We start from the raw sequence: 20,545 nt of genomic DNA, 5'->3' as shown, positions 1-20,545 counted from the left end.
AAGGGGAAGTCCATGCGCAAGTTATCCACAGCACTGACGACCAGCTTATTGGCGTTGGCCAGCGGATCGGTATTCGCCGAGCAAAGCTGCGAGACGGTGAAAATGGCCGACCCCGGCTGGAGCGACATCGCCGCGACCAACGCCATCACCGGGTTTCTGCTGGAAGGCATGGGTTACAAGGCCAAGGTCGACACCCTCGCGGTGCCGATCACCTTCGGCGGTTTGAAGGATGGCCAGGTCGATGTGTTCCTCGGCAACTGGATGCCGGCGCAGCAGGGCTTCTACGACAAGTTCGTCGCGACCGGGGATGTCACGCAACTCGCGAAAAACCTCGACGGCACCGAGTTCACCCTGGCGGTGCCGGACTACGTATGGGACGCGGGTGTGCATGACTTTGCCGACCTGAACAAATACGCCGACAAGTTCGAACGCAAGATCTACGGCATCGGCTCCGGCGCACCAGCGAACATCTCGTTGCAGGAAATCATCAAGAAGAACGACTTCGACCTGGGTCAATGGAAGCTGATCGAGTCCAGCGAACAGGCGATGCTCGCCGAGGTGTCGCGGGCGGTGAAGAAACAGAAATTCGTGACCTTCCTCGGCTGGACGCCGCACCCGATGAACGTGCAGCTGAAAATGCATTACCTGAAGGGCGGCGAGAAATACTTCGGTGACACCGGTAGCGTGTTTACTCTCACGCGCAAGGGTTACGCCGAGGCCTGCCCGAACGTGGGTAAATTGCTGACCAATCTTTCGTTCACTCAGGAGATGGAGAACAGCATCATGGCCGAGGTGGTGAACAAGAAGGTCAGCAATGCAGATGCGGCGAAGGCGTGGATCAAGGCGAATCCGGCGGTGTTGGACAAATGGCTGGATGGAGTGAAGACGGCTGATGGCAAGGATGCGTTGCCTGCTGTGAAAGCCAAGCTGTAACGGTATCCAACAGTTGACCCACTTCCTGTGGCGAGGGGATTTATCCCCGTTGGGCTGCGAAGCGGCCCCAAATCCAGTATTCACGGTGTATCAGGTAAACCGAATGCGATGGTTTTGCGACTGCTGCGCAGCCGAACGGGGATAAATCCCCTCGCCACAATGATTGCTGAGTCCTGATAGGCTTGTTGAAAACCCCAACCGCGAGGACCCATGGCCTTCCCCAGTCGCCGCTCACTGCTTCCCTTCCTCACCTGGCTGCCCCGGCAAACCCGCGCCAGCGTCGGACGGGATCTGATCGTCGGCCTCAGTGGTGCGATTCTCGCGTTACCGCAGTCGATTGCCTACGCCCTGATCGCCGGTCTCCCCCCCGAATATGGCCTCTACGCCGCCATCATCCCGGTTCTGATCGCCTGTCTGTGGGGTTCCTCGTGGCACCTGATCTGTGGCCCGACGGCGGCGATTTCGATTGTGCTGTATGCCAGCGTCAGTCCGTTGGCCGTGCCGGCCTCCCAGGACTACATCACCCTGATTCTGCTGCTGACCTTTCTTGCCGGGATTTTCCAGTGGTTGCTCGGCTTGCTGCGCTTTGGCGCACTGGTGAATTTCGTCTCGCATTCGGTGGTGCTCGGTTTCACCCTTGGCGCGGCAGTGGTGATTGCCATTGGGCAGTTGCCGAATCTGCTGGGGCTTGAGTTGCCAGCGAAAGCCACGGCGCTCGCCAGCCTGATGGATCTGCTGGGGCATTGGCGGGCGGTGGATAAACCTTCATTGCTGCTGGGCGTGGCAACTGTGTTCGTCGGTGTGGTGCTGAAACAAATGGTGCCACGCTGGCCGACCCTGCTGATCACGTTAGTGCTGGCCAGTCTGGTGGTGTGGCTGTGGCCGGCGATGTTCGGCCATGTGCATCTGGTCAGTGCTTTTGTGGGGCGGTTGCCGCCGTTCAGTGGATTGCCGCTGGATCTCGACATGATTCTGCGCCTGCTGCCGAGTGCGATCGCGGTGGGCATGCTCGGACTGGTCACCAGCCTGTCGATTGCCCGTTCGATTGCTGCGCGATCGCAGCAGTTGCTCGATGCCAATCAGGAAGTTCGCGCGCAAGGTTTCTCGAATATCGTCGGGGCGTTTTTTTCCGGATCGTTGTCCGCCGGATCATTTACCCGCTCGGGGTTGAGTTACGAGGCGGGTGCGTGCTCGCCGCTGGCCGGGATGTTTTCGGCGATCTGGGTCGCGCTGTTCGCAATTTTCGGCGCCGGGTTGATCGCGCACATCCCGATCCCGGCCATGGCCGGCAGCATTTTGTTGATCGCCTGGGGCTTGGTGGATCATCGCGGCATCCGTGCGCTGTTGCGTGTCAGCCGCGCCGAGTTCGTGGTGATGGCCCTGACGTGTCTGGCCACATTGCTGCTGGAATTGCAGACGGCGATTTACGCGGGGGTGCTGGCGTCGTTGTTCTTTTACCTCAAACGCACTTCGCAGCCACGGGTGCAGCATTGGCGCGATGGCGAGGACGATGTGCTGCGCGTCGGCGGCTCGATCTTTTTCGGCGCCAGCCATTACCTGCAAGTGCGCCTGCAACGCCTGCACGGCGCGCGGGTGGTGATCGAGGCGCAGCAGATCAACTTCATCGACTATTCGGGCGTGGAGATGCTGCATCAGGAGGCGCGGCGCTTGCTGAGCCAGGATCGCAGCCTGACCTTGCGCCGGGCGCGGCCGCAGGTGGTGGAAGAGTTGAGGAAGCTTGAAGGGCCAGAGAAATGTCCGATCAGGTTTGAGGATTGATCTGATATCCGTGTCGAACTCAATCGCTGGCAAGCCAGCTCCCACAGGGATTCAGGAGATCCTTGTGGGAGCTGGCTTGCCAGCGATGCTTTTAAAGGGCCAGTTGCCGACGCAATTCTGCAAGCACAGGCGCCGTGTCAGGACGCACACCGCGCCACAGAAAGAATGCCTCTGCGGCCTGCTCGGCCAGCATCCCCAAGCCATCCATCGACACCGCCGCGCCATGCTCGCTGGCCCAGCGGCAGAACGCAGTCGGTTCCTTGCCGTACATCATGTCGTAGCACAGAGTCTTGCCCGGCTCGATCAGGCTCGGTGAAATCGGCGGCACCTCACCGGTGAGGCTGGCGGAGGTGGCGTTGATGATCACGTCCACCGGCTCCTGCAACCAGTCGAAGCCGCTGGCCGACACCGGGCCCAGATCGCAGAACAGTTCCGCCAGCAGCTCGGCTTTATCCACCGTGCGATTGGCGATGATCACCGACGCCGGTTTCTCCGCGAGCAACGGCTCCAGCGCCCCACGCACCGCGCCACCAGCACCGAGCAGCAGGATGCGTTTGCCGGTCAGACTGAACCCGGCATTCACCGTCAGATCACGCACCAGTCCGGCGCCATCGGTGTTGTCGCCGAGCAGCGAGCCGTCAGCCAGTTTGCTCAAGGTGTTCACCGCGCCGGCGCGTTGCGCTCGCGCCGTCAGGCTGTTGGCCAGGCGGTAAGCGTCTTCCTTGAACGGCACGGTGACGTTGGCACCGCGACCTTCCTGGAAAAACGCCGTGGCGCAACCGGCGAAGTCGTCGAGCGGCGCCAGCAAGGTGCTGTAGTCGAGGCTCTGCCCGGTTTGTTCAGCGAACAGTTTGTGAATCATCGGCGACTTGCTGTGACCGATCGGGTTACCGAAAACGACGTAACGATCCATCAGATGTCCTCAGGCCTGGGCCAGCCAGTCGCGGTCTTGCAGGAAATATTCAGTCAGGCGCGCCTCTTCGCTACCAGGCTCGGCCTTCCAGTCGTAGCCCCAACGCACTTGCGGCGGCAGCGACATGAGGATCGACTCGGTGCGCCCGCCCGATTGCAGACCGAACAGCGTGCCACGGTCGTAAACCAGGTTGAACTCGACGTAACGGCCACGGCGGAATTCCTGGAACTCGCGCTGCTGGGCGGTGAACGCATCGTTCTTGCGGCGCTGCACAATCGGCAGATAAGCGTCGATGTAGGCATCACCGATGGCACGCATGAAAGCGAAACTGGTGTCGAAATCCCACTCGTTCAGGTCATCGAAAAACAGGCCGCCGATGCCGCGCGGTTCGTGGCGATGCTTGATGTGGAAGTAGGTGTCGCACCACGCCTTGTAGCGCGGATACACGTCCGGGCCGAACGGCGCGCAGGCTTGCTCGGCGACGCGGTGCCAGTGAATGCAGTCTTCTTCATTGCCGTAATACGGGGTCAGGTCGAAGCCGCCGCCAAACCACCAGACCGGCTCTTCGCCCTCCTTCTCGGCGATGAAAAAGCGCACGTTGGCGTGGGACGTTGGCACGTGTGGGTTGTGCGGGTGAATCACCAGCGACACACCCAGGGCTTCGAAGCCACGGCCGGCCAGTTCCGGACGATGGGCGCTGGCCGAGGGTGGCAGACCGCTGCCAAAGACGTGGGAAAAGTTGACGCCGCCCTTTTCGATCAGCGTGCCGTTCTCGATCACGCGGGTGCGACCACCACCGCCGGCAGGCCGGGTCCAGGCGTCTTCGACGAAACGCGTGCCGCCGTCCTCGTTTTCGAGTGCGGCGCAGATGCGGTCTTGCAGGTCGAGCAGATAGGCCTTTACGGCGTCGGTGCGGGTCGTCATGGCTTCACCTTGAACGGGGCATAACTACGCGGCGCCCCGCAGGCGGGGGTCGGCGCAAATGGGCGCGTAGCATACCACCGCAGGCAAGCGCGCCGCAGTTGACGAAGATCAAGCATGAGAGTTGGATAGGGACCTCGCAAAAGACCCAAGGAGAGCAGGCAGATGGCAAAGCGTATCCAGTTCCGCGCCCACGGCGGTCCCGAAGTGCTCGAATATGTTGACTACCAACCCGCGGCACCCGGTCCCAATCAAGTACGTGTGGCCAACAAGGCCATCGGCCTGAACTTCATCGACACCTATTTCCGCAGCGGCCTCTATGCACCGCCAGCCCTGCCGTCTGGCCTGGGCGCTGAAGGCGCCGGCATCGTTGATGCGGTCGGCAGCGACGTCACCCGTTTCAAGGTCGGTGATCGTGTGGCGTACGGCAGTGGCCCGTTGGGCGCCTACAGCGAATTGCACGTCCTGCCTGAAGCCAATCTGGTGAAGCTGCCGGACGAGATCAGTTTTGAAACCGCCGCCGGGGTGATGCTCAAGGGCCTGACCGTGCAATACCTGCTGCGCCAGACCTACGAACTCAAGGGTGGCGAAACCATCCTGTTCCACGCCGCTGCCGGGGGCGTCGGCTCGTTGGCCTGCCAATGGGCCAAGGCGTTGGGCGTGAAGCTGATCGGCACAGTGAGCTCGAAAGAAAAAGCCGATCTGGCCAAGGCCAACGGGGCCTGGGCAACCATCGACTACAGCCACGAAAATGTTGCCGAACGCGTACTGGAGTTGACCGACGGCAAGAAAGTCCCGGTGGTCTACGACGGCGTCGGCAAAGACACCTGGCTGACGTCGCTGGACAGCGTGTCGCCGCGCGGTCTGGTCGTGAGTTTCGGTAATGCCTCTGGCGCAGTGGACGGCGTGAATCTGGGCATCCTTTCGGCGAAGGGCTCGCTCTACGTGACCCGTCCGACCCTGGCGACCTACGCCAACAACGCCGAAAACCTGCAGTGCATGGCCGATGAGCTGTTCGAAATGATCATCAGCGGCAAGCTCAAGGTCGATATCAGCCAGCGTTATCCACTGGCTGACGCAGCGAAGGCGCAGACCGAGTTGTCGGCTCGGCGCACCACCGGCTCGACCGTCCTGCTGCCGTGACACCACGCTACCTCGTTGAGTCCGGGGTAATGCCCAGCTCGACAAAAAACGGCGTCTTGCCGGCAGAGGTTGTTTCGAAACCACTGCGGTCAAGACGCTGTATCCGCAATCCCAACACGCCAGGCAATCTGAGCAGAGCGCTGGCTTGCGCTTCGCTTTGCAACGCCTGTTCGAGGGCGACTTCTGCACGGGCAGGCAGTTTGTCCTGAGCGATCACCAGTCGCATGCGGGCACCATTGGCCTGCCGATTGATCTGTACCTGAACGTCGCTGGTGTCCAGGTCAGGCAGCGCCCGGGCGAGTACGCTCATGACCTGCCGCTGCGTGACGATCGCGCCGCCCAGTTTGATCGTGGTTTCGACCCTCCCCTCGAGTTGCAGCACGGGCAGTGTGCTGCCACAGGCACACTTCGCCACATTACGCAGCACCCGCCCACGATCACCAATCCGATACCGCAACAGCGGCACGTGATCTGGCAGCAGGGATGTCAGCAAAAACTCGCCGCGCTCACCTTCGGCCACTGCTTGCAGGGTCAGTGGATCAACCACTTCGAGCAGCATGGCGTCGGCGTGCAGATGATAGAACCCGTGCTCAAGATGAGCGCACTGAAAGCCGATGGGGCCGGTCTCCGTCGAGCTGTAGCCCAGCGACCGTACCTTTATGGTGGGCCAGTCCCGCGCCAATTGATCGCGCAGCCGCTGACTGCATGGCTCCCCGATGTAGTAGAGCCATCGCAGACTGGCCAATTGCTCTGTATCAATATCGTCGCGGTTGAAAAGAGCCGCCGCAAAGGAAGGGGTGCACATCAACGCATCGGCCGTTTGCGACTGAATCAGCTTGGCAATCCGCTGGACGCCCATCAATGCTCCAGCGGGCAACAGGCGCGCACCGATGTGCTCGACGATGGCTGCGGCGTACTGAAAAGCGCCCTGCATCTCGCCGGCGGTCAGGCAGTTGATGACCACTCCGGGACGTTCATCCGCCACACCGAACATCCTCGCACCCAAAGGCACGATGCTCGCGTTGAATGCCCAGGAATGGGTGATGTGTTTACGGTTGCCGGTGCTGCCTCCCGACGTCAGGGTCAGCCCGCCACCCGGCGCACGGTGCGAAGCCTCGCCCAGCGCGGAAAACAACACACCACCGTGTTCATCTTCCACGGCTTGGATCGGCAGGCGATGCAGGTCTTCCCGGGTCTGCACCTGCAGGATCTGCGGACACAATTTACAGAACCACGGCAGTGACCGCGCATCGGCAAGTTTGCGCGCAAAGGCCTTATCGGGCGGGACTGTCGGATCAATGTTCATCGCCGCGCCCTCCCTGACGAATGCCCAACTCATCGAATCCGTCCGTGATGGCATTGGCCAGACATTCCAACTGGGTCTGACTGTGGATCGCACTGATGGCCAGACGCAGAATCGCCTCACCTTTGGCCACCACCGGAAACAGTGCGGTGGTGACCGCAATGCCCTGCCGCCGCAGGTGCAGCGCCAGATTGATCGCATCGCGCTCGGCGCCGACACGGACAAAACGAATAGGCGAGGCGACTTCATGGTTACCCAGCACCGGGCCTAGCAAAGCGTCGATCACGGCCACATTTCGCCACAGGGCCGCCTGTAATAGCCCGAGCTCAGGCGACAGGTGAATGTCCCCGGAGGCGACCGCCGCGCCAACGCCGCCCATCGACAGTGGCCCGCCGAAGGTATAGGTCGACGCATGGCGTCTGATCATCTCGGCATCGGCGGCGGTCAGCACGGTAATCGCCCCGCCCGTCGCACCAAATGCCTTGGACAGCGAAGACAGAAGGATTAAGCGGTGGCGCAGTCGTGCATCGGCCGCGGCGAGTGCATAACCACCCCCTGACGTGCCGTGGATCGAGGTGCCGTGAGCATCATCCGCATACAGATATCCCTCAAAGCGCTCCGCGAGTTGCAGCAGTCGATTGATCGGATACACACCCCGCATCGAGCCAATGCTGTCGGTCAGGATGATCGGGGTATTGCCAGCGGCTACCGCAGTGGAGCAGGCCTGCTCGACTTGCTCCACATCACTGCAATCGCAACGCTGGACGGGCCCGAACTGCCACAGAATCCCTTGCAGCACTTGCATCGAGGCATGCGCCGCCCGGTCGACGATCCAGCAAGGACCACGCCGTAACGGGTAGGACGGCAACTCGCCAGAACCCAGCAAAGGCAGACAGCCCAGATGCGCACTGCCCACCGAGTTGAAGGTGACCGTGTGCCCCTGAAATATCTGGTTCAACTGCTCATCCAGCTCAAGCATGGGCGGCAGCAGGGCTCGGGTGCGTGCGGCGGCAAACTGCACACCAAAGGATTTCACGGCGCTCACCGCACTGTGAATCAGGCGTGGATCACACTCCAGTCCCAGGTAAGAGCATGAGAGGAACTCGGTCAGCCGTTCTCCGCTGCTCAACTCAATGTCCTTGCCCTCGCGCCTGACCAGCTCCAAGCCGTTGAGCCCGGAATCGAACAACTGCTGCTGATCGGCGCGCGCCTGTCTGACACGGTTTTTTACCCAATTGACGGTCGGTTGCTGAGTATTCATCGGGATGCCTGCAAAGATGTCGTCCGGCGATAGACCTGCACACGCCAGAGCTGGGTTTTCTCTCGTGCAATCGCTGCCTGGTATTCGGCGGTGGTATCGCAGAAACCTGCACAATCGGGCCGGACAACATGCAAATGGGCACGGATGACCGTCAGCGCTTCCTCGGCCAATGACGGGCGCAAGCGCTGCAAGACGCTGGCACCGGTGGCCTTGGGCATGAAGGAAGGCACGTCCGAGAGCGAGACGAAATCGATATCCGTGTGGTTGGCGGCGCAATCGAGGATGTCGGCCTGCACCACCCGCAACTCGCACTGTTGAAGAGCTTCACGGGCCTTGTGGAAAATTTCCGGCTCGCACTCCAGCGGGAAACCTTGCGGGTCGCGCAGTTCACCGAAAAACAGCATTTGCAGGAAAAAGCTCTCACGCACGACTTGCGTGGTGAACAGGGCATGGAAAATCCCCAGGTACACCTCGCGAGAACTGATACCCAGGTTGTTGCGGGGAAACGAGCCCTTGTACAGGAGCGAGTTGAGCACCGCTGCGTTGCCCAACAACGCAATCACCGCCCGCCAGCGCTTCAGGGGGAAACGGGTTCGGTAATAGTTCGTTTGCTCGTCGAGGTCCCGGCACTGAAAAATCTCCCGACCCGCCTTGCCAGTAAATAGCCGGTTGATCTTCGCCAACCGCTGTAGGGTTTGCTCGAACGCCCCCATGTAGATCGGCGCTTGCCATTGACGGGCCTGGAACAACTCCGCCAGCCAGCGCCGATCGGCTCGCGGTACGTTGAGTTGCTGCAGGATGGATTGGCGTCGTGACACCAGAGTCCCCGCCCGGTACCCCATGAAATCCATGAACGTTTCGTGATCGGTCTGTTCCAGCAGGGCAAATCGTAACCGCGTGTACGCCAGTTGCGGCGCGCTGATATCGGTACAGGTCATGCGCGCCGGACTGCGGGCCAACAGCGGCAACAGCCGTCCGCCACTCCCGGCGATGCCCATCACATGCCTGGCACGTGCGGGCAGGATCGCGTATTCCAGTGCGGAGTCTTCATCCCCCAGTGCGTAGTTCAATTGCTGGAAGTAGTCAGCCATGCCTGCCTCCCGGCACCCATCGGGGAAATCGCCGCAGGAGCCTCATGAGTCGGCCAGTGCATGGAGAAAGTCATAACGCGGCGCGAGGTCGTTTTGCCAGGCCTCATATTGCTCATAAACGGCTTCAAGCATATTGCCGGTCAGGCGCAAGCTGGTTTCCATCACATTGGCAATGGCGTCCCAGTCGCACTGGCGCTTGCACGTACGTTGCAGGATGACTTTTATTTCGTTGAAGTGTTCGACATCAATATCGGAGTGAGCAACGAAGAACGTCAATTGCGCCGGTTTCAATGACAGCGTTTCGCTCAGTTTATTGATTAGCGGCGTGATGAATTGATAGGCATTTTCCGCCCAATAACTGTATCCGAGGCGTTGTAGTGGATTACCGGTGAACGATATCCAGTACAAATAGGCAATCAATACTTCGGTTGCCGGAAGTGCCGGGGGTATATCGAAACTCTCATTCTTGAGTCCAAGACTCATGACATCATGCAGGGCCATTTTTTCATGACCTACTTCTTGCGCTGCGTGCTCAAAACAGAACTTTGCATAGACCGGATTATCGGCATGACGCACACCGACCAGTCCCTGGTTTCGCGCATTGTGCGCGGTGTAGTGAAAGGTTTCGATCATGTAAATCGCATATAAGGCTTTGGACACACGACCCTCACGTATGGCTTTCACCAAGCGAGAACCATTGAGTATCTCGGCCCATGCTTTTTCGATTCGGTTATCAAGCTGGATCAACTGTTGTTCAAAGCTGAGTGGCGCATTCATTGTGGTGCTCCGGTTGGTCTACGGTGGCGTGGTCAGGTTGTTGTACAGCCGCAAGGATCTGCTGCCATTGCGCGGATAGCAGCCAGTAGCCACCGCGAGCGCGTTGCTCGATTTGCAGGGCGTCGGAGGTGATCGGTGTCAGGCCGAATCGCTGGAACAGTCGCCGTTGCGGCGTTCGGCACAAGGCAGTGACGCCTTGATATCCATGGTTGATTGCCCACGCTGTGGCGGCTGCCAGCAGGCAGTTGATCGGCACGGGCAGATGGGTTCGCGAGTGAGTAATCAAGCGGCTGAACTCGACATGGCGCGACAACGCCATGGTGGGAGAAACATGCCGATGCGCCAGTGACGCCCACTCGAACGGCGCAGGCGTTACCCTTAATACCGCCACAAGGTGGTCATGCTGATAAAGCAGGAAGTGCGTACTGCGCGACGTGATCCCGAGCCGCTTTTCAAGCATCCGGGCCCGGGAGGTCAGCATGTAATGTTGCAATCGCAGGCGAAACTGCCGACCAATGAATCGTTCAAACTCTTGCGTGTCTGAACCCGCATCAAGAGTAACGACGCGACAATCTTCATGGCGACTGCTCAAGGTTGCCTGAAGTGACTGCAGATAATCCATGAGTTGCAAATCCGTAGTATCCATTCCTTCTCCGCAGACGTTGACTTATCGAAGTTTCCTTGGCGCATTGGAATAATGGATGCTTTTAGAAATATCGCCACTGCGCGACTTCTGATAATGACGTGGGAAAAGTTACTGAAAATGAATACTTACCGATTATTCTTACGCGTATGGAAAAGAACAAAACAACGAAGTGTTTAACTCGGTTAATTACTTGAAGGATAAATCGCAGACATGCGTAGTACTCCTCGCTATAAAAGCCGAAGAGCACTAAATACATGAAGTTCTAAGTGATGTCAGTCGGGACGAATGACATTACCGGTGGCCAGATCACGGATGACGCTTGGATTCTTGCGACCGCCCAACTGGCCACCCAGGATCAAATCGATCTGCCCACGGAAATACTGCTCGACCCGCAGCCGCGTACGCGCCGCCGGCCGCCCCTGCGGGTTGGCCGACGTGGAGATCAACGGCCCGACCATCGAGCACAAATCACGTACCTGCGGGTGATCACTGACTCGCAGCGCCACGGTATCGTGCACTCCGGTGACCCACTCCGGCAGCAGGTTCTGATGGGGCACCAGCCAGGTATTCGGCCCCGGCCAGGTGCTGGCCATGCGGTCGATCCACTCTTGCGGGAAGTCTTCGAACAGGAAATCGAACTGGCGAATGTTGTCGGCGACCAGGATCAGTCCCTTGTCGACCGAGCGATTCTTGATCGCCAGCAGCCGATCCACCGCGTCTTCGTTCCACGGGTCGCAACCCAGCCCCCAGACGGCTTCGGTTGGATAGGCAATCACCGCCCCGGCGCGAATCTCTCGTGCGGCTTGTTGCACACGCCAACTGTTGACCATGAAAAAACTCTCCACAAACAGGTTTCGCGCAGTTTACCGATCTTCCTTGTAAAACCTAGCTCACCCGCGCAAACCAGCGGCCGTTTTCACTCACGGCGCGACCATCCATTTCCAGTTCGGTAAGGGCCGCCAGGACTTTGGGCAAAGCCCAGCCACTGCTGTCGGCCAGTGCCTCACTGGTGTGCGGCGCCGCGTGAAGCAGAGCAAGCAACGGATGATCGGGTTTCGACGTTTCTGCGCAGTGCGGCAGATGCTGCCAGCCACGCAGGGCTTCGAGGATATGTTCGATGGTTTCCACCAGCACCGCGCCGTCGCGGATCAACTGGTGGCAACCGCGCGCGCCGGGGTGATGGATCGACCCGGGAATGGCGTAAACCTCTCGCCCCTGTTCGGCCGCCAGCCGTGCGGTGATCAACGAGCCACTGGCAACACTCGCCTCAACCACCAGCACACCCAGGGACAAACCACTGATGATCCGGTTGCGTCGCGGAAAGTTGCTCGCGCTCGGCCCGGCGTCCAGCGGAAACTCTGAAAGCACCGCGCTGCCGGAGGCGATCATCGCGTCAGCCAGCCGCCGATTGCGCTGTGGATAAAACTTTTCCAGACCGGTGCCCAACACTCCGACCGTGAGCCCGCCGACATCCAGCGCCGCCTGGTGCGCCGCCGCATCAATCCCCAAGGCCAGGCCGCTGGTGATGACAAAACCGGCCCCTGCCAGGCTGCGGGAAAACGCTGCGGCGGTGTCCATTCCCGGCCGCGAAGCACTGCGGCTGCCGACCATTGCCAGTTGCGGCTTTTCCAGAATCAGCGGATCTCCGGCCACAAACAGCAGTGGTGGCGGATCGGTAATCTGCGCCAGCAGCGCCGGATAATCCGCCTGATCCCACATCAGCAAATGTTGTCCCGGCCGCTCTAGCCAGCGCATTGCATGGCTGGCGCCGTCGCGCACCTCGGGACTGCGCCGCGCTTCGGCTGACACCGCCGGTAAACCCAGTGAGCGCCAGGCGCTCGCCGGCGCGCTGATGGCTTTTGACGCCGAGCCGAAGGCTTCGAGCAATTTGGCAAATCGCTTCGGACCGATTTCCGGCAAGCGATGCAGGCGCAGGCGCGCTTCCAGTTCCGCAGGGGAAACCGGCGTACAGACAGACAGCGTCATGGATCATCCTTGATCGTTATAAGCCCCGAACTATTCGGAACAAGCTGTGGATAACTCTGTTGGTAACTTGTGAAGCATGCTTACGGATTTCGCACCTTGTCGAGCACCGCCAGCGAGCGTGATGCATTGAGTACGAGGCCGTAACTGAGTTTGTCGTAGGTGCGGAAAACCATCAGCAATCCTGCCCGTTCGTCGGGGATTTTCAGTGGTTGGCCGGTGACCCGGTCGCGCACGGTTTCGCCGGTTTTCATGACCACCAGCACATTGCCCTCGGCGAGCCCGTCGCGTTTGCCCTTGTTCAGGGTGACTACGTCCATTACGCCGATCTGGGTAACGCCGCGCGGCACGTCGATGATCACGCCGTTGATATTGCTGCTCGGCGCGCTGGGCATGAAGGTCGAATTGATCGAGCGCTCCTCGCCGCTGAACAAGCGGTCACCGAGGCGCACTTCCTGGGTGGTGCGTTGCAGGGCGAGGGTGGCGACATCGCCTTCAGTGGCAACGATCTCACCACCGCCGATGTCATCGGCGTTGATCCCCAGGAACTCCTTGGTCTGCGGATCGGTGTAGACCTTGCCCTGGCGGAAGATGCCGTAGACCGGCTGATTCGGGTCGAAATGGCCACGCGCGAAGATCCGGTCGCCGGTGCCGCTGAGCACGCGTTCGGCATCGCCGGCGACGATGTACGGCGCCTTGTCGAAATCCTCGACCTTGTCGACGATGCGATTGCTCAGCAGAAAGCTGTTGATCGATTTCAGCGGGATGCTCGGAATCGCCTCGGCCACCGGGCTGGTGCGGATACGGGGTGACAGCTTGATGGTGCCACGTGACTCGCCGCGATTGACGATCAGGCGCGGCTGGCCATCGACGTAACTGAGCGTCAGCGTGTCGCCGGGATAGATCAGATTGGGGTTTTCGATCTGCGGGTTGGCCCGCCACAGTTGTGGCCACTGCCATGGCTCGCGCAGGTATTTGCCGGAAATGTCCCAGAGCGTGTCCCCCGAAACCACCGTGTATTGCTGTGGAAAACCATCCCTGAGTTGCACTTGCCCTTGCGCAGCGCCGGCCGAGGCCAACAGCAGCAGGGCGAGTAGTGTTTTCCTCATGCAGCGAATCCCTTTATCATGTGCGTTCGCGTGAACCGTCAGAGCCCCCGTGGCTCGCTAGTGCAAACTGCATTAGCTACGCTTCACAACGGTAGCCTGCATCTTCGGACCTGCCAGGCCATCGACCCGACTTTACTCAATACGTGCAGCAATCAGCCTATGGCCATTTTAAACATCCTCGAATTTCCGGACCCGCGTCTGCGTACTATCGCCAAGCCTGTGGCTGTAGTGGACGACGAAGTGCGTCAGTTGGTCGATGACATGTTTGAAACAATGTATGAAGCGCCGGGCATCGGCCTTGCCGCGACCCAGGTCAACGTGCACAAACGTATCGTCGTGATGGACCTTTCCGAAGACCGCGCCGAACCCCGGGTGTTCATCAACCCCGAGTTCGAATCGCTGACCGACGAGATGGATCAGTACCAGGAAGGCTGCCTCTCGGTGCCGGGTTTCTACGAAAACGTCGACCGCCCGCAGAAGGTCAGGATCAAGGCGCTGGACCGCGACGGCAAGCCCTACGAGCTGATCGCCGAAGGCCTGCTCGCGGTGTGCATCCAGCACGAATGCGACCACCTCAACGGCAAACTGTTCGTCGATTACCTGTCCACGCTCAAACGCGACCGGATCAAGAAGAAACTGGAAAAGCTGCATCGCCAGAACGCTTGATGCCCTCCTTCAAAGGCTTGCTGCGGCAAGCCTTTTTCTTTTTATGAGACCCCTTCATGACTGAGCCACTGCGCATCGTTTTTGCCGGCACCCCGGAATTCGCCGCCGAACACCTCAAGGCCCTGCTGAACAGCCCTTACGAGATCGTTGCGGTCTACACCCAACCGGATCGTCCGGCCGGTCGCGGACAAAAACTGATGCCGAGCCCGGTTAAACAGCTGGCGCTGGAAAATAATATCCAGGTGTTGCAGCCACCGACGCTGCGCAACGCTGACGCTCAAGCCGAGCTCGCTGCGCTGAAGCCGGATTTGATGGTGGTGGTCGCCTACGGCCTGATCCTGCCGCAAGTGGTGCTGGATATTCCGCGCCTGGGCTGCATCAACAGCCACGCGTCGTTGCTACCGCGCTGGCGCGGTGCGGCGCCGATCCAGCGCGCCGTGGAACACGGTGACGCCGAAAGCGGCGTGACCGTGATGCGCATGGAGGCCGGTCTCGACACCGGGCCGATGCTGCTCAAAGTCGTTACGCCAATCAGTGCCGAAGATACCGGCGGAAGCCTGCATGACCGTCTCGCCGAGATGGGTCCGCCAGCCGTGGTGCAAGCGATTGCGGGCCTCGCAGCCGGGACGCTGGAAGGCGAAGTGCAGAATGACGAACTCGCGACCTACGCGCACAAATTGAATAAAGACGAAGCACGCATCGACTGGAGCCGTCCGGCGGTTGAGCTGGAACGCCTGGTCCGCGCCTTCAATCCATGGCCGATTACCCACAGCACCCTCAACGGTGAGGCGCTGAAAGTGCTGGCGGCGACAATCGCCGACGGTAAAGGCGCGCCGGGCACCATCCTCAGCGCCAGCAAGGACGGCCTTATCGTCGCCTGCGGCGAACAAGCACTTTGCCTGACTCGCCTGCAATTGCCCGGCGGCAAGGCGCTGAACTTCAGCGACCTGTTCAACAGCCGTCGCGAGAAATTCGCTGTTGGCACCGTCCTCGGCGCAGCGGTGGACGCGCAATGAATCCGCGTCTGGCCGCCGCCAAGGCACTCGCCGCCGTGCTCAGCGGCAAAGCCTCGCTGAACAGCTCCCTGCCGACGCAACTGGACAAGGTCGAGGACCGCGATCGCGGCTTCACTCAGGATCTGGCGTTCGGCACCGCCCGCTGGCAGCCACGCCTGTCGGCACTGGCAGAAAAACTCCTGCAGAAGCCGTTCAAGGCAGCTGACGCCGATGTCGAGGCGCTGCTGCTGGTCGGCCTCTACCAGTTGCTCTACACCCGCGTGCCAGCCCACGCCGCCATCGGCGAAACCGTGGGTTGCGCCGACAAGCTGAAAAAGCCCTGGGCCAAGGGTCTGCTCAATGCCGTGCTGCGCAACGCCCAGCGCGAAAGCGAAACGATTTTCGCCGAGCTGGAGCGCGATCCGGTAGTGCGCACCGCCCACCCCCGCTGGCTGCAAAAATCCCTAAAAGCCTTCTGGCCCGAGCAATGGGAAGCCATTTGCGCGGCGAATAACGCGCATCCACCAATGATCCTGCGGGTCAACCGCCGCCATCACAGCCGCGACGCCTACCTCGGTCTGCTGACCGACGCCGGAATCGCCGCAACGCCATGTGTCTACAGCCGCGACGGCATCATTCTCGAAGCCGCTGCCGATGTGCGCAGCCTGCCGGGTTTTGCCGAAGGCTGGATCAGCGTGCAGGACGAAGCCGCGCAACTGGCCGCCGACCTGCTCGATCTGGCGCCAGGGCAACGCGTGCTCGACGCCTGCTGCGCGCCGGGTGGCAAAACCTGCCACATCCTCGAAGCCGAAACGGCGCTGGCCGGTGTGGTGGCAGTAGATCTGGAAGCCAAGCGTCTGGTGCGCGTGAAGGAAAACCTCGAGCGCCTCGGCCTCAACGCCGAACTGATCGCCGCCGACGGTCGCGATACTGAAAAGTGGTGGGACGGCAAACCGTTCCAGCGCATCCTGCTTGACGCGCCGTGCTCGGCCACTGGCGTGATCCGACGCCATCCGGACATCAAGCTGACCCGTCAGCCAGACGACATCGTCGCCCTCGCACAACTGCAAGGCGATCTGCTCGACGCCATGTGGAAAACCCTCGAAGTGGGCGGCATCCTGCTTTACGCCACCTGCTCGACGCTGCCGACCGAGAACACCGAGGTGATTGCCGCGTTCCTTGAGCGCACGCCAGGAGCCCGGGAGCTGGATCTGGCCACGACTGCCGGAATCAAACAGCCCCACGGTCGCCAATTGCTGGCCCAGCAGGGCGGGCATGACGGGTTCTATTACGCCAAGCTGATCAAGATCGCTGCCGCGCGCGGCTAAACGGATTCAATGGAGTGACTGGATGAAAATCATCATCCTCGGTGCAGGGCAGGTCGGCGGTTCGCTGGCGGAACATCTGGCCAGCGAAGCGAACGACATCACCGTGGTCGACACCGACGGCGAGCGCCTGCGCGACCTCGGCGACCGCCTCGATATCCGCACCGTGCAGGGCCGTGGCTCGCTGCCATCGGTGCTGCGTCAGGCCGGCGCCGACGACGCCGACATGCTGGTCGCGGTGACCAACAGCGACGAGACCAACATGGTCGCCTGCCAGGTTGCCCACACGCTTTTCCACACGCCGACCAAGATCGCCCGCGTGCGCGAAGCGTCCTACCTCAATCGCGAAGAGCAGCTGTTCCAGAACGAAGCGATTCCGGTCGACGTGCTGATCAGTCCCGAGCAGGTTGTTACCAACTACATCAAGCGCCTGATCCAGCATCCCGGCGCCTTGCAGGTGATCGACTTCGCCGACGGTGCGGCGCAACTGGTGGCAGTGCGCGCCTATTACGGCGGGCCGCTTGTAGGCCAGCAACTGCGCCAGCTACGCGAGCACATGCCGAATGTCGAGACCCGCGTCGCCGCGATTTTCCGCCGCGACCGGCCGATCCTGCCGCAGGGCGACACGGTGATCGAGGCTGATGACGAAGTCTTCTTCATCGCTGCCCGTGAGAATATTCGCGCGGTCATGAGCGAAATGCGTCGTCTCGACGAGACCTACAAGCGCATCGTCATCGCTGGCGGCGGGCAGATCGGCGAACGTCTGGCCGAGGCCATCGAAAGTCGCTACCAGGTGAAAATCATCGAGATGAACCCGGCACGTTGCCGCTATCTCTCCGATACCCTCGACAGCACCGTGGTGTTGCAGGGCAGCGCTTCGGATCGCGATCTGCTGCTGGAAGAGAACATCGCCGATGCCGACATCTTCCTCGCCCTGACCAACGATGACGAAGCCAACATCATGTCGTCGCTGCTGGCGAAACGGCTGGGGGCGAAGAAGGTCATGACGATCATCAACAACCCGGCCTACGTCGACCTGATCCAGGGCGGCGACATCGACATCGCCATCAGCCCGCAACTGGCGACCATCGGCACGCTGCTGGCCCACGTGCGTCGGGGCGATATCGTCAGCGTGCACTCATTGCGCCGCGGCGCGGCGGAGGCCATCGAGGCGATTGCCCACGGTGATGCGAAATCGAGCAAGGTCATCGGCAAGCCGATCGAGAAGATCGGTTTGCCGCCGGGCACCACGATTGGCGCGGTGATCCGCAATGCACAAGTGATCATCGCCCATGACGACACGGTGATCGAAGCGGGCGACCATGTGATTCTGTTCCTTGTGGATAAAAAGCATATTCGCGATGTGGAGAAGCTGTTCCATGTTGGGTTGAGCTTCTTCTGATCCGGATTTTTCAGTGCCTGCACTGGCCCCATCGCTGGCAAGCCAGCTCCCACAGTTTTTTTGGTTGTTCAAAGATGTGATGCACACCAAAGATCCCTGTGGGAGCTGGCTTGCCAGCGATGGCGGCGCCACAGATTTTCCCTGAAACACCAGAAAAGGAATCCACCGATGCTCGAATCCCTGGAAAAAATGCTCGCCAAGGGTGTGGATAACTCCCTGCTGCGCTTCGGCCTCGGCAAGGGTTATCTGGATCTGGGCGAAAACGCCAAGGCCGCCGAGCACTTCGAACGCTGTGTCGGTTTTGATCCGAAGTATTCAGCGGCGTGGAAATTGTTGGGCAAGGCGCAACTCGCGCTGGGCGATCACGCCGCCGCACGGCAGGCATGGGAACACGGTCTGGAAGCCGCGCGCGCCCATGGCGACAAGCAGGCCGAAAAGGAAATGACGGTGTTTCTGAAGAAGCTCGAGCGTCAGGCGCAGTAAGTCAAAGGTAGCGAAGACCGATGCCGTCGACATCCACCGTCACCACTTCCATCCGCACCCGTGGCGCACCTGTGGGTAAACCCTGCACCTGGCCATAAACCACTGCGCCCTTGGGCAACGACGCCAGACGCGGGTGCTGCACATATACCCCGACAGGCGTCAGATTACGCGTCTGCCCGAGACATTCGCCGAAGCTGTCGTGGCTGATCTTGATGCGGAAGGATTTGCGTTGTTCGGACATCTTTCTGCGCCCTTCGATGAACGGGGTGTGAATAACCGCAGAAGCCAGATCAAAAGATCGCGGCCTGCGGCAGCTCCTACAAGTTATCCACAGAGTGTGCCAAGTGGGTCAGTACCAGCGCTCTTCGCCCGGCGGCCGTTTCTTGAAGCGCTTCATGCTCCACATGTACTGGCTCGGATATGCCGCCACATAGCGCTCGACGACTTTACTCATCGAGGCGCAGGATTCGGCGGTATCGGTGCTGTACATGGCCTCGGGCGCCGCTTCGAGGATCACTTTGTAGCCGGAACCATCGGGCAGGCGCAGGGCATGCAGGAACACGCCGACGGCTTTGCCACCGGCCAACATGTTCGGCACGAATTTGCTGGTCAGTGCCTGAGTGGCGAAGAACGGCACGAAGATCCCGGCGGATTCGGCCGGTTCCGGGTCAGCGGGAATGCCCACTGCACCACCTTTGCGCACTTCCTTGATGACGCTGAGGATGCCTTCCTTGGTGGAGGCAGCGACTTTGTTGCCCAGTTGCACGCGCTGTTTGCGCAGCAATTCATCCACAGCCTTCAACTTTGGCGGGCGATAGAAAATGATCGGTTTGCACTGGCTGCAATAGAAGTGGTTGAGCACTTCCCAGTTGCCCAGGTGGCTGGTGATGCCGACTACGCCTTTGCCCGAGGCCAGCGCATCCTTGAGGATGTCGAGGCCTTCGACTTCGCGCACCAGATCGATCGAGCGCTGTGCCGGCCAGATCCACGCGCAGGCGCTTTCGGTCAGCGACTTGCCGATGTCTTTCAGGCTCTGCCCGACCAGACGTTCACGCTCGACCGGGTCCATCTGTGGAAAACATTTGGCGAGGTTGATCCGCACCACGTCGCGGGAGCGGTTGGGGGTTTTCCACATGATCCAGCCGATCGCCGAACCCACGGCCTGTACGGCTCGCCATGGCAGCAGGGCAAACAGCCGCAGAGCGCCTACCAGCAAGGCGCCTTTAAACTTTTCCACAGGTCACTCCTGATCTTGTGCGGTGCGCGAGGCGGGCATTCTAACCGCCGTTGGCGAGCTGCGCGTAGCGGTCGCAATCCTGCGTGTGATCCATGACCATGCCCGAGGCCTGCATCAACGCGTAGCAAATGGTCGGACCGACGAACGTGAAGCCAGCCTTTTTCAGGCCTTTGCTCATCGCCACAGCTTCGGGGGTGATCGCCGGGACTTCGCTGCGATCCTTGAAATGATTGATGATCGGTCGGTCGCCGACGAACGACCAGAGCAACGCCACCGGATCCTCCAGCGCCAGCCAGGCCTGGGCATTGCGCCGGGCGGCGTTGAGTTTCAGACGGTTGCGGATGATCCCCGGATCGAGCATCAATTCGTCGATTTCGGCGTCGCTCATCTGCGCCACGCGCTGTACGTCGAAGCCGAACAACACCTCGCGATAGCGCTCGCGTTTACGCAACACGGTGATCCACGACAGCCCGGCCTGGAACCCTTCGAGCAAAAGCAACTCGAACAAACCCTGCGCATCGCGTAGCGGCGTGCAGGGTTTGTTCGAGTTGCTTTTGCTCGAAGGGTTCCAGGCCGGG

At 60.6% G+C, this 20,545-nt stretch carries 21 protein-coding genes; 8 read left to right on the top strand and 13 right to left on the bottom strand.

What is annotated here, in order from left to right:
• Nucleotides 1-12 precede the first annotated feature (12 nt).
• Together choX and ACIONG_RS20110 are read left to right on the top strand one after the other, a co-directional pair.
• Nucleotides 13-933, top strand: a complete 921-nt coding sequence (gene choX, locus ACIONG_RS20115; RefSeq protein WP_401302276.1) for a choline ABC transporter substrate-binding protein — start codon at nucleotides 13-15, stop codon at nucleotides 931-933.
• A gap of 210 nt (nucleotides 934-1,143) precedes the next feature.
• A complete protein-coding gene (locus ACIONG_RS20110; RefSeq protein WP_401302274.1) occupies nucleotides 1,144-2,712 on the top strand; it encodes a SulP family inorganic anion transporter in 1,569 nt (522 codons plus the stop codon).
• A gap of 91 nt (nucleotides 2,713-2,803) precedes the next feature.
• Here the strand turns inward: ACIONG_RS20110 and aroE are convergent, their stop codons facing one another.
• Complete coding sequence (aroE, locus tag ACIONG_RS20105) at nucleotides 2,804-3,625, bottom strand: shikimate dehydrogenase (RefSeq protein WP_315444894.1); 822 nt, start codon at nucleotides 3,623-3,625, stop codon at nucleotides 2,804-2,806.
• A 9-nt stretch (nucleotides 3,626-3,634) separates the two neighbouring features.
• Nucleotides 3,635-4,549, bottom strand: a complete 915-nt coding sequence (gene hemF, locus ACIONG_RS20100; protein ID WP_103302891.1) for an oxygen-dependent coproporphyrinogen oxidase — start codon at nucleotides 4,547-4,549, stop codon at nucleotides 3,635-3,637.
• Between the two features lie 162 nt (nucleotides 4,550-4,711).
• On the opposite strand from hemF, the gene ACIONG_RS20095 reads away from it, so the two are divergent.
• The gene (locus ACIONG_RS20095; RefSeq protein ID WP_401302271.1) at nucleotides 4,712-5,689 is read left to right on the top strand and encodes an NADPH:quinone reductase; all 978 of its coding nucleotides are present in this window, start codon (nucleotides 4,712-4,714) and stop codon (nucleotides 5,687-5,689) included.
• Nucleotides 5,690-5,696: 7 nt separating this feature from the next.
• Here ACIONG_RS20095 and ACIONG_RS20090 read toward each other — a convergent pair whose 3' ends face one another.
• The 8 genes from ACIONG_RS20090 to ACIONG_RS20055 all read right to left on the bottom strand — a co-directional run bounded on the left by ACIONG_RS20090 (nucleotide 5,697) and on the right by ACIONG_RS20055 (nucleotide 13,859).
• The gene (locus ACIONG_RS20090; protein ID WP_401302269.1) at nucleotides 5,697-7,028 is read right to left on the bottom strand and encodes a phenylacetate--CoA ligase family protein; all 1,332 of its coding nucleotides are present in this window, start codon (nucleotides 7,026-7,028) and stop codon (nucleotides 5,697-5,699) included.
• Complete coding sequence (locus ACIONG_RS20085) at nucleotides 6,985-8,253, bottom strand: aminotransferase class I/II-fold pyridoxal phosphate-dependent enzyme (protein WP_213027103.1); 1,269 nt, start codon at nucleotides 8,251-8,253, stop codon at nucleotides 6,985-6,987. Before ACIONG_RS20085 ends, ACIONG_RS20090 begins: the two co-directional genes overlap by 44 nt.
• Complete coding sequence (locus tag ACIONG_RS20080; protein WP_213027102.1) at nucleotides 8,250-9,344, bottom strand: DUF3419 family protein; 1,095 nt, start codon at nucleotides 9,342-9,344, stop codon at nucleotides 8,250-8,252. The genes ACIONG_RS20085 and ACIONG_RS20080 overlap by 4 nt, the downstream gene beginning before the upstream one ends.
• 42 nt (nucleotides 9,345-9,386) lie before the next feature.
• Complete coding sequence (locus ACIONG_RS20075) at nucleotides 9,387-10,121, bottom strand: iron-containing redox enzyme family protein (RefSeq protein WP_401302266.1); 735 nt, start codon at nucleotides 10,119-10,121, stop codon at nucleotides 9,387-9,389.
• Nucleotides 10,099-10,767: a hypothetical protein gene (locus ACIONG_RS20070; protein ID WP_213027100.1), complete on the bottom strand. Its 669-nt coding sequence runs from the start codon at nucleotides 10,765-10,767 to the stop codon at nucleotides 10,099-10,101. The genes ACIONG_RS20075 and ACIONG_RS20070 overlap by 23 nt, the downstream gene beginning before the upstream one ends.
• Before the next feature lie 272 nt (nucleotides 10,768-11,039).
• Nucleotides 11,040-11,597: an L-threonylcarbamoyladenylate synthase gene (locus tag ACIONG_RS20065; RefSeq protein ID WP_103302885.1), complete on the bottom strand. Its 558-nt coding sequence runs from the start codon at nucleotides 11,595-11,597 to the stop codon at nucleotides 11,040-11,042.
• Between the two features lie 55 nt (nucleotides 11,598-11,652).
• Nucleotides 11,653-12,753, bottom strand: a complete 1,101-nt coding sequence (gene dprA, locus ACIONG_RS20060; protein WP_401302263.1) for a DNA-processing protein DprA — start codon at nucleotides 12,751-12,753, stop codon at nucleotides 11,653-11,655.
• Nucleotides 12,754-12,833: 80 nt separating this feature from the next.
• Nucleotides 12,834-13,859 carry a LysM peptidoglycan-binding domain-containing protein gene (locus ACIONG_RS20055; protein ID WP_401302261.1) on the bottom strand — a complete coding sequence of 342 codons (1,026 nt, stop codon included), beginning with the start codon at nucleotides 13,857-13,859 and terminating at the stop codon, nucleotides 12,834-12,836.
• 159 nt (nucleotides 13,860-14,018) lie between these two features.
• Here ACIONG_RS20055 and def point away from each other — a divergent pair, with 159 nt between their 5' ends.
• The 5 genes from def (at nucleotide 14,019) to ACIONG_RS20030 (ending at nucleotide 18,730) form a co-directional block, all read left to right on the top strand.
• Nucleotides 14,019-14,525: a peptide deformylase gene (gene def, locus ACIONG_RS20050; RefSeq protein WP_401302259.1), complete on the top strand. Its 507-nt coding sequence runs from the start codon at nucleotides 14,019-14,021 to the stop codon at nucleotides 14,523-14,525.
• Nucleotides 14,526-14,581: 56 nt separating this feature from the next.
• On the top strand, nucleotides 14,582-15,541 hold the full coding sequence (fmt, locus tag ACIONG_RS20045) for a methionyl-tRNA formyltransferase (RefSeq protein ID WP_401302257.1): 960 nt from the start codon (nucleotides 14,582-14,584) through the stop codon (nucleotides 15,539-15,541).
• Nucleotides 15,538-16,848: a 16S rRNA (cytosine(967)-C(5))-methyltransferase RsmB gene (rsmB, locus tag ACIONG_RS20040; RefSeq protein ID WP_401302255.1), complete on the top strand. Its 1,311-nt coding sequence runs from the start codon at nucleotides 15,538-15,540 to the stop codon at nucleotides 16,846-16,848. Before fmt ends, rsmB begins: the two co-directional genes overlap by 4 nt.
• 22 nt (nucleotides 16,849-16,870) lie before the next feature.
• Nucleotides 16,871-18,247 (top strand): Trk system potassium transporter TrkA, encoded by a 1,377-nt coding sequence (gene trkA, locus ACIONG_RS20035; protein WP_103302880.1) that lies wholly within the window; start codon nucleotides 16,871-16,873, stop codon nucleotides 18,245-18,247.
• 168 nt (nucleotides 18,248-18,415) lie between these two features.
• On the top strand, nucleotides 18,416-18,730 hold the full coding sequence (locus ACIONG_RS20030) for a tetratricopeptide repeat protein (protein ID WP_103302879.1): 315 nt from the start codon (nucleotides 18,416-18,418) through the stop codon (nucleotides 18,728-18,730).
• A gap of 1 nt (nucleotide 18,731) precedes the next feature.
• On the opposite strand, the gene ACIONG_RS20025 is transcribed toward ACIONG_RS20030, so the two are convergent.
• The 3 genes from ACIONG_RS20025 to tag all read right to left on the bottom strand — a co-directional run.
• Nucleotides 18,732-18,971 (bottom strand): PilZ domain-containing protein, encoded by a 240-nt coding sequence (locus ACIONG_RS20025; protein WP_401302252.1) that lies wholly within the window; start codon nucleotides 18,969-18,971, stop codon nucleotides 18,732-18,734.
• A 108-nt stretch (nucleotides 18,972-19,079) separates the two neighbouring features.
• Nucleotides 19,080-19,967 (bottom strand): lysophospholipid acyltransferase, encoded by an 888-nt coding sequence (locus tag ACIONG_RS20020; protein ID WP_401302249.1) that lies wholly within the window; start codon nucleotides 19,965-19,967, stop codon nucleotides 19,080-19,082.
• Nucleotides 19,968-20,007: 40 nt separating this feature from the next.
• A partial coding sequence (gene tag / locus ACIONG_RS20015) for a DNA-3-methyladenine glycosylase I (protein ID WP_401302246.1) occupies nucleotides 20,008-20,545 on the bottom strand: 538 nt, incomplete at its 5' end.

The sequence above is a fragment of the Pseudomonas sp. NPDC087817 genome (assembly GCF_044742875.1).
Lineage (GTDB): Bacteria > Pseudomonadota > Gammaproteobacteria > Pseudomonadales > Pseudomonadaceae > Aquipseudomonas.
This window is presented reverse-complemented; position numbering and strand designations above follow the sequence as displayed.

What these genes read in the sequence shown, in the direction of transcription:
- choX (WP_401302276.1), top strand. Translation starts at nt 13, where the DNA reads ATGCGCAAGTTATCCACAGCACTGACGACCAGCTTATTGGCGTTGGCC.
- ACIONG_RS20110 (WP_401302274.1), top strand. Translation starts at nt 1,144, where the DNA reads ATGGCCTTCCCCAGTCGCCGCTCACTGCTTCCCTTCCTCACCTGGCTG.
- aroE (WP_315444894.1), bottom strand. Translation starts at nt 3,625, where the DNA reads ATGGATCGTTACGTCGTTTTCGGTAACCCGATCGGTCACAGCAAGTCG.
- hemF (WP_103302891.1), bottom strand. Translation starts at nt 4,549, where the DNA reads ATGACGACCCGCACCGACGCCGTAAAGGCCTATCTGCTCGACCTGCAA.
- ACIONG_RS20095 (WP_401302271.1), top strand. Translation starts at nt 4,712, where the DNA reads ATGGCAAAGCGTATCCAGTTCCGCGCCCACGGCGGTCCCGAAGTGCTC.
- ACIONG_RS20090 (WP_401302269.1), bottom strand. Translation starts at nt 7,028, where the DNA reads ATGAGTTGGGCATTCGTCAGGGAGGGCGCGGCGATGAACATTGATCCG.
- ACIONG_RS20085 (WP_213027103.1), bottom strand. Translation starts at nt 8,253, where the DNA reads ATGAATACTCAGCAACCGACCGTCAATTGGGTAAAAAACCGTGTCAGA.
- ACIONG_RS20080 (WP_213027102.1), bottom strand. Translation starts at nt 9,344, where the DNA reads ATGGCTGACTACTTCCAGCAATTGAACTACGCACTGGGGGATGAAGAC.
- ACIONG_RS20075 (WP_401302266.1), bottom strand. Translation starts at nt 10,121, where the DNA reads ATGAATGCGCCACTCAGCTTTGAACAACAGTTGATCCAGCTTGATAAC.
- ACIONG_RS20070 (WP_213027100.1), bottom strand. Translation starts at nt 10,767, where the DNA reads ATGGATACTACGGATTTGCAACTCATGGATTATCTGCAGTCACTTCAG.
- ACIONG_RS20065 (WP_103302885.1), bottom strand. Translation starts at nt 11,597, where the DNA reads ATGGTCAACAGTTGGCGTGTGCAACAAGCCGCACGAGAGATTCGCGCC.
- dprA (WP_401302263.1), bottom strand. Translation starts at nt 12,753, where the DNA reads ATGACGCTGTCTGTCTGTACGCCGGTTTCCCCTGCGGAACTGGAAGCG.
- ACIONG_RS20055 (WP_401302261.1), bottom strand. Translation starts at nt 13,859, where the DNA reads ATGAGGAAAACACTACTCGCCCTGCTGCTGTTGGCCTCGGCCGGCGCT.
- def (WP_401302259.1), top strand. Translation starts at nt 14,019, where the DNA reads ATGGCCATTTTAAACATCCTCGAATTTCCGGACCCGCGTCTGCGTACT.
- fmt (WP_401302257.1), top strand. Translation starts at nt 14,582, where the DNA reads ATGACTGAGCCACTGCGCATCGTTTTTGCCGGCACCCCGGAATTCGCC.
- rsmB (WP_401302255.1), top strand. Translation starts at nt 15,538, where the DNA reads ATGAATCCGCGTCTGGCCGCCGCCAAGGCACTCGCCGCCGTGCTCAGC.
- trkA (WP_103302880.1), top strand. Translation starts at nt 16,871, where the DNA reads ATGAAAATCATCATCCTCGGTGCAGGGCAGGTCGGCGGTTCGCTGGCG.
- ACIONG_RS20030 (WP_103302879.1), top strand. Translation starts at nt 18,416, where the DNA reads ATGCTCGAATCCCTGGAAAAAATGCTCGCCAAGGGTGTGGATAACTCC.
- ACIONG_RS20025 (WP_401302252.1), bottom strand. Translation starts at nt 18,971, where the DNA reads ATGTCCGAACAACGCAAATCCTTCCGCATCAAGATCAGCCACGACAGC.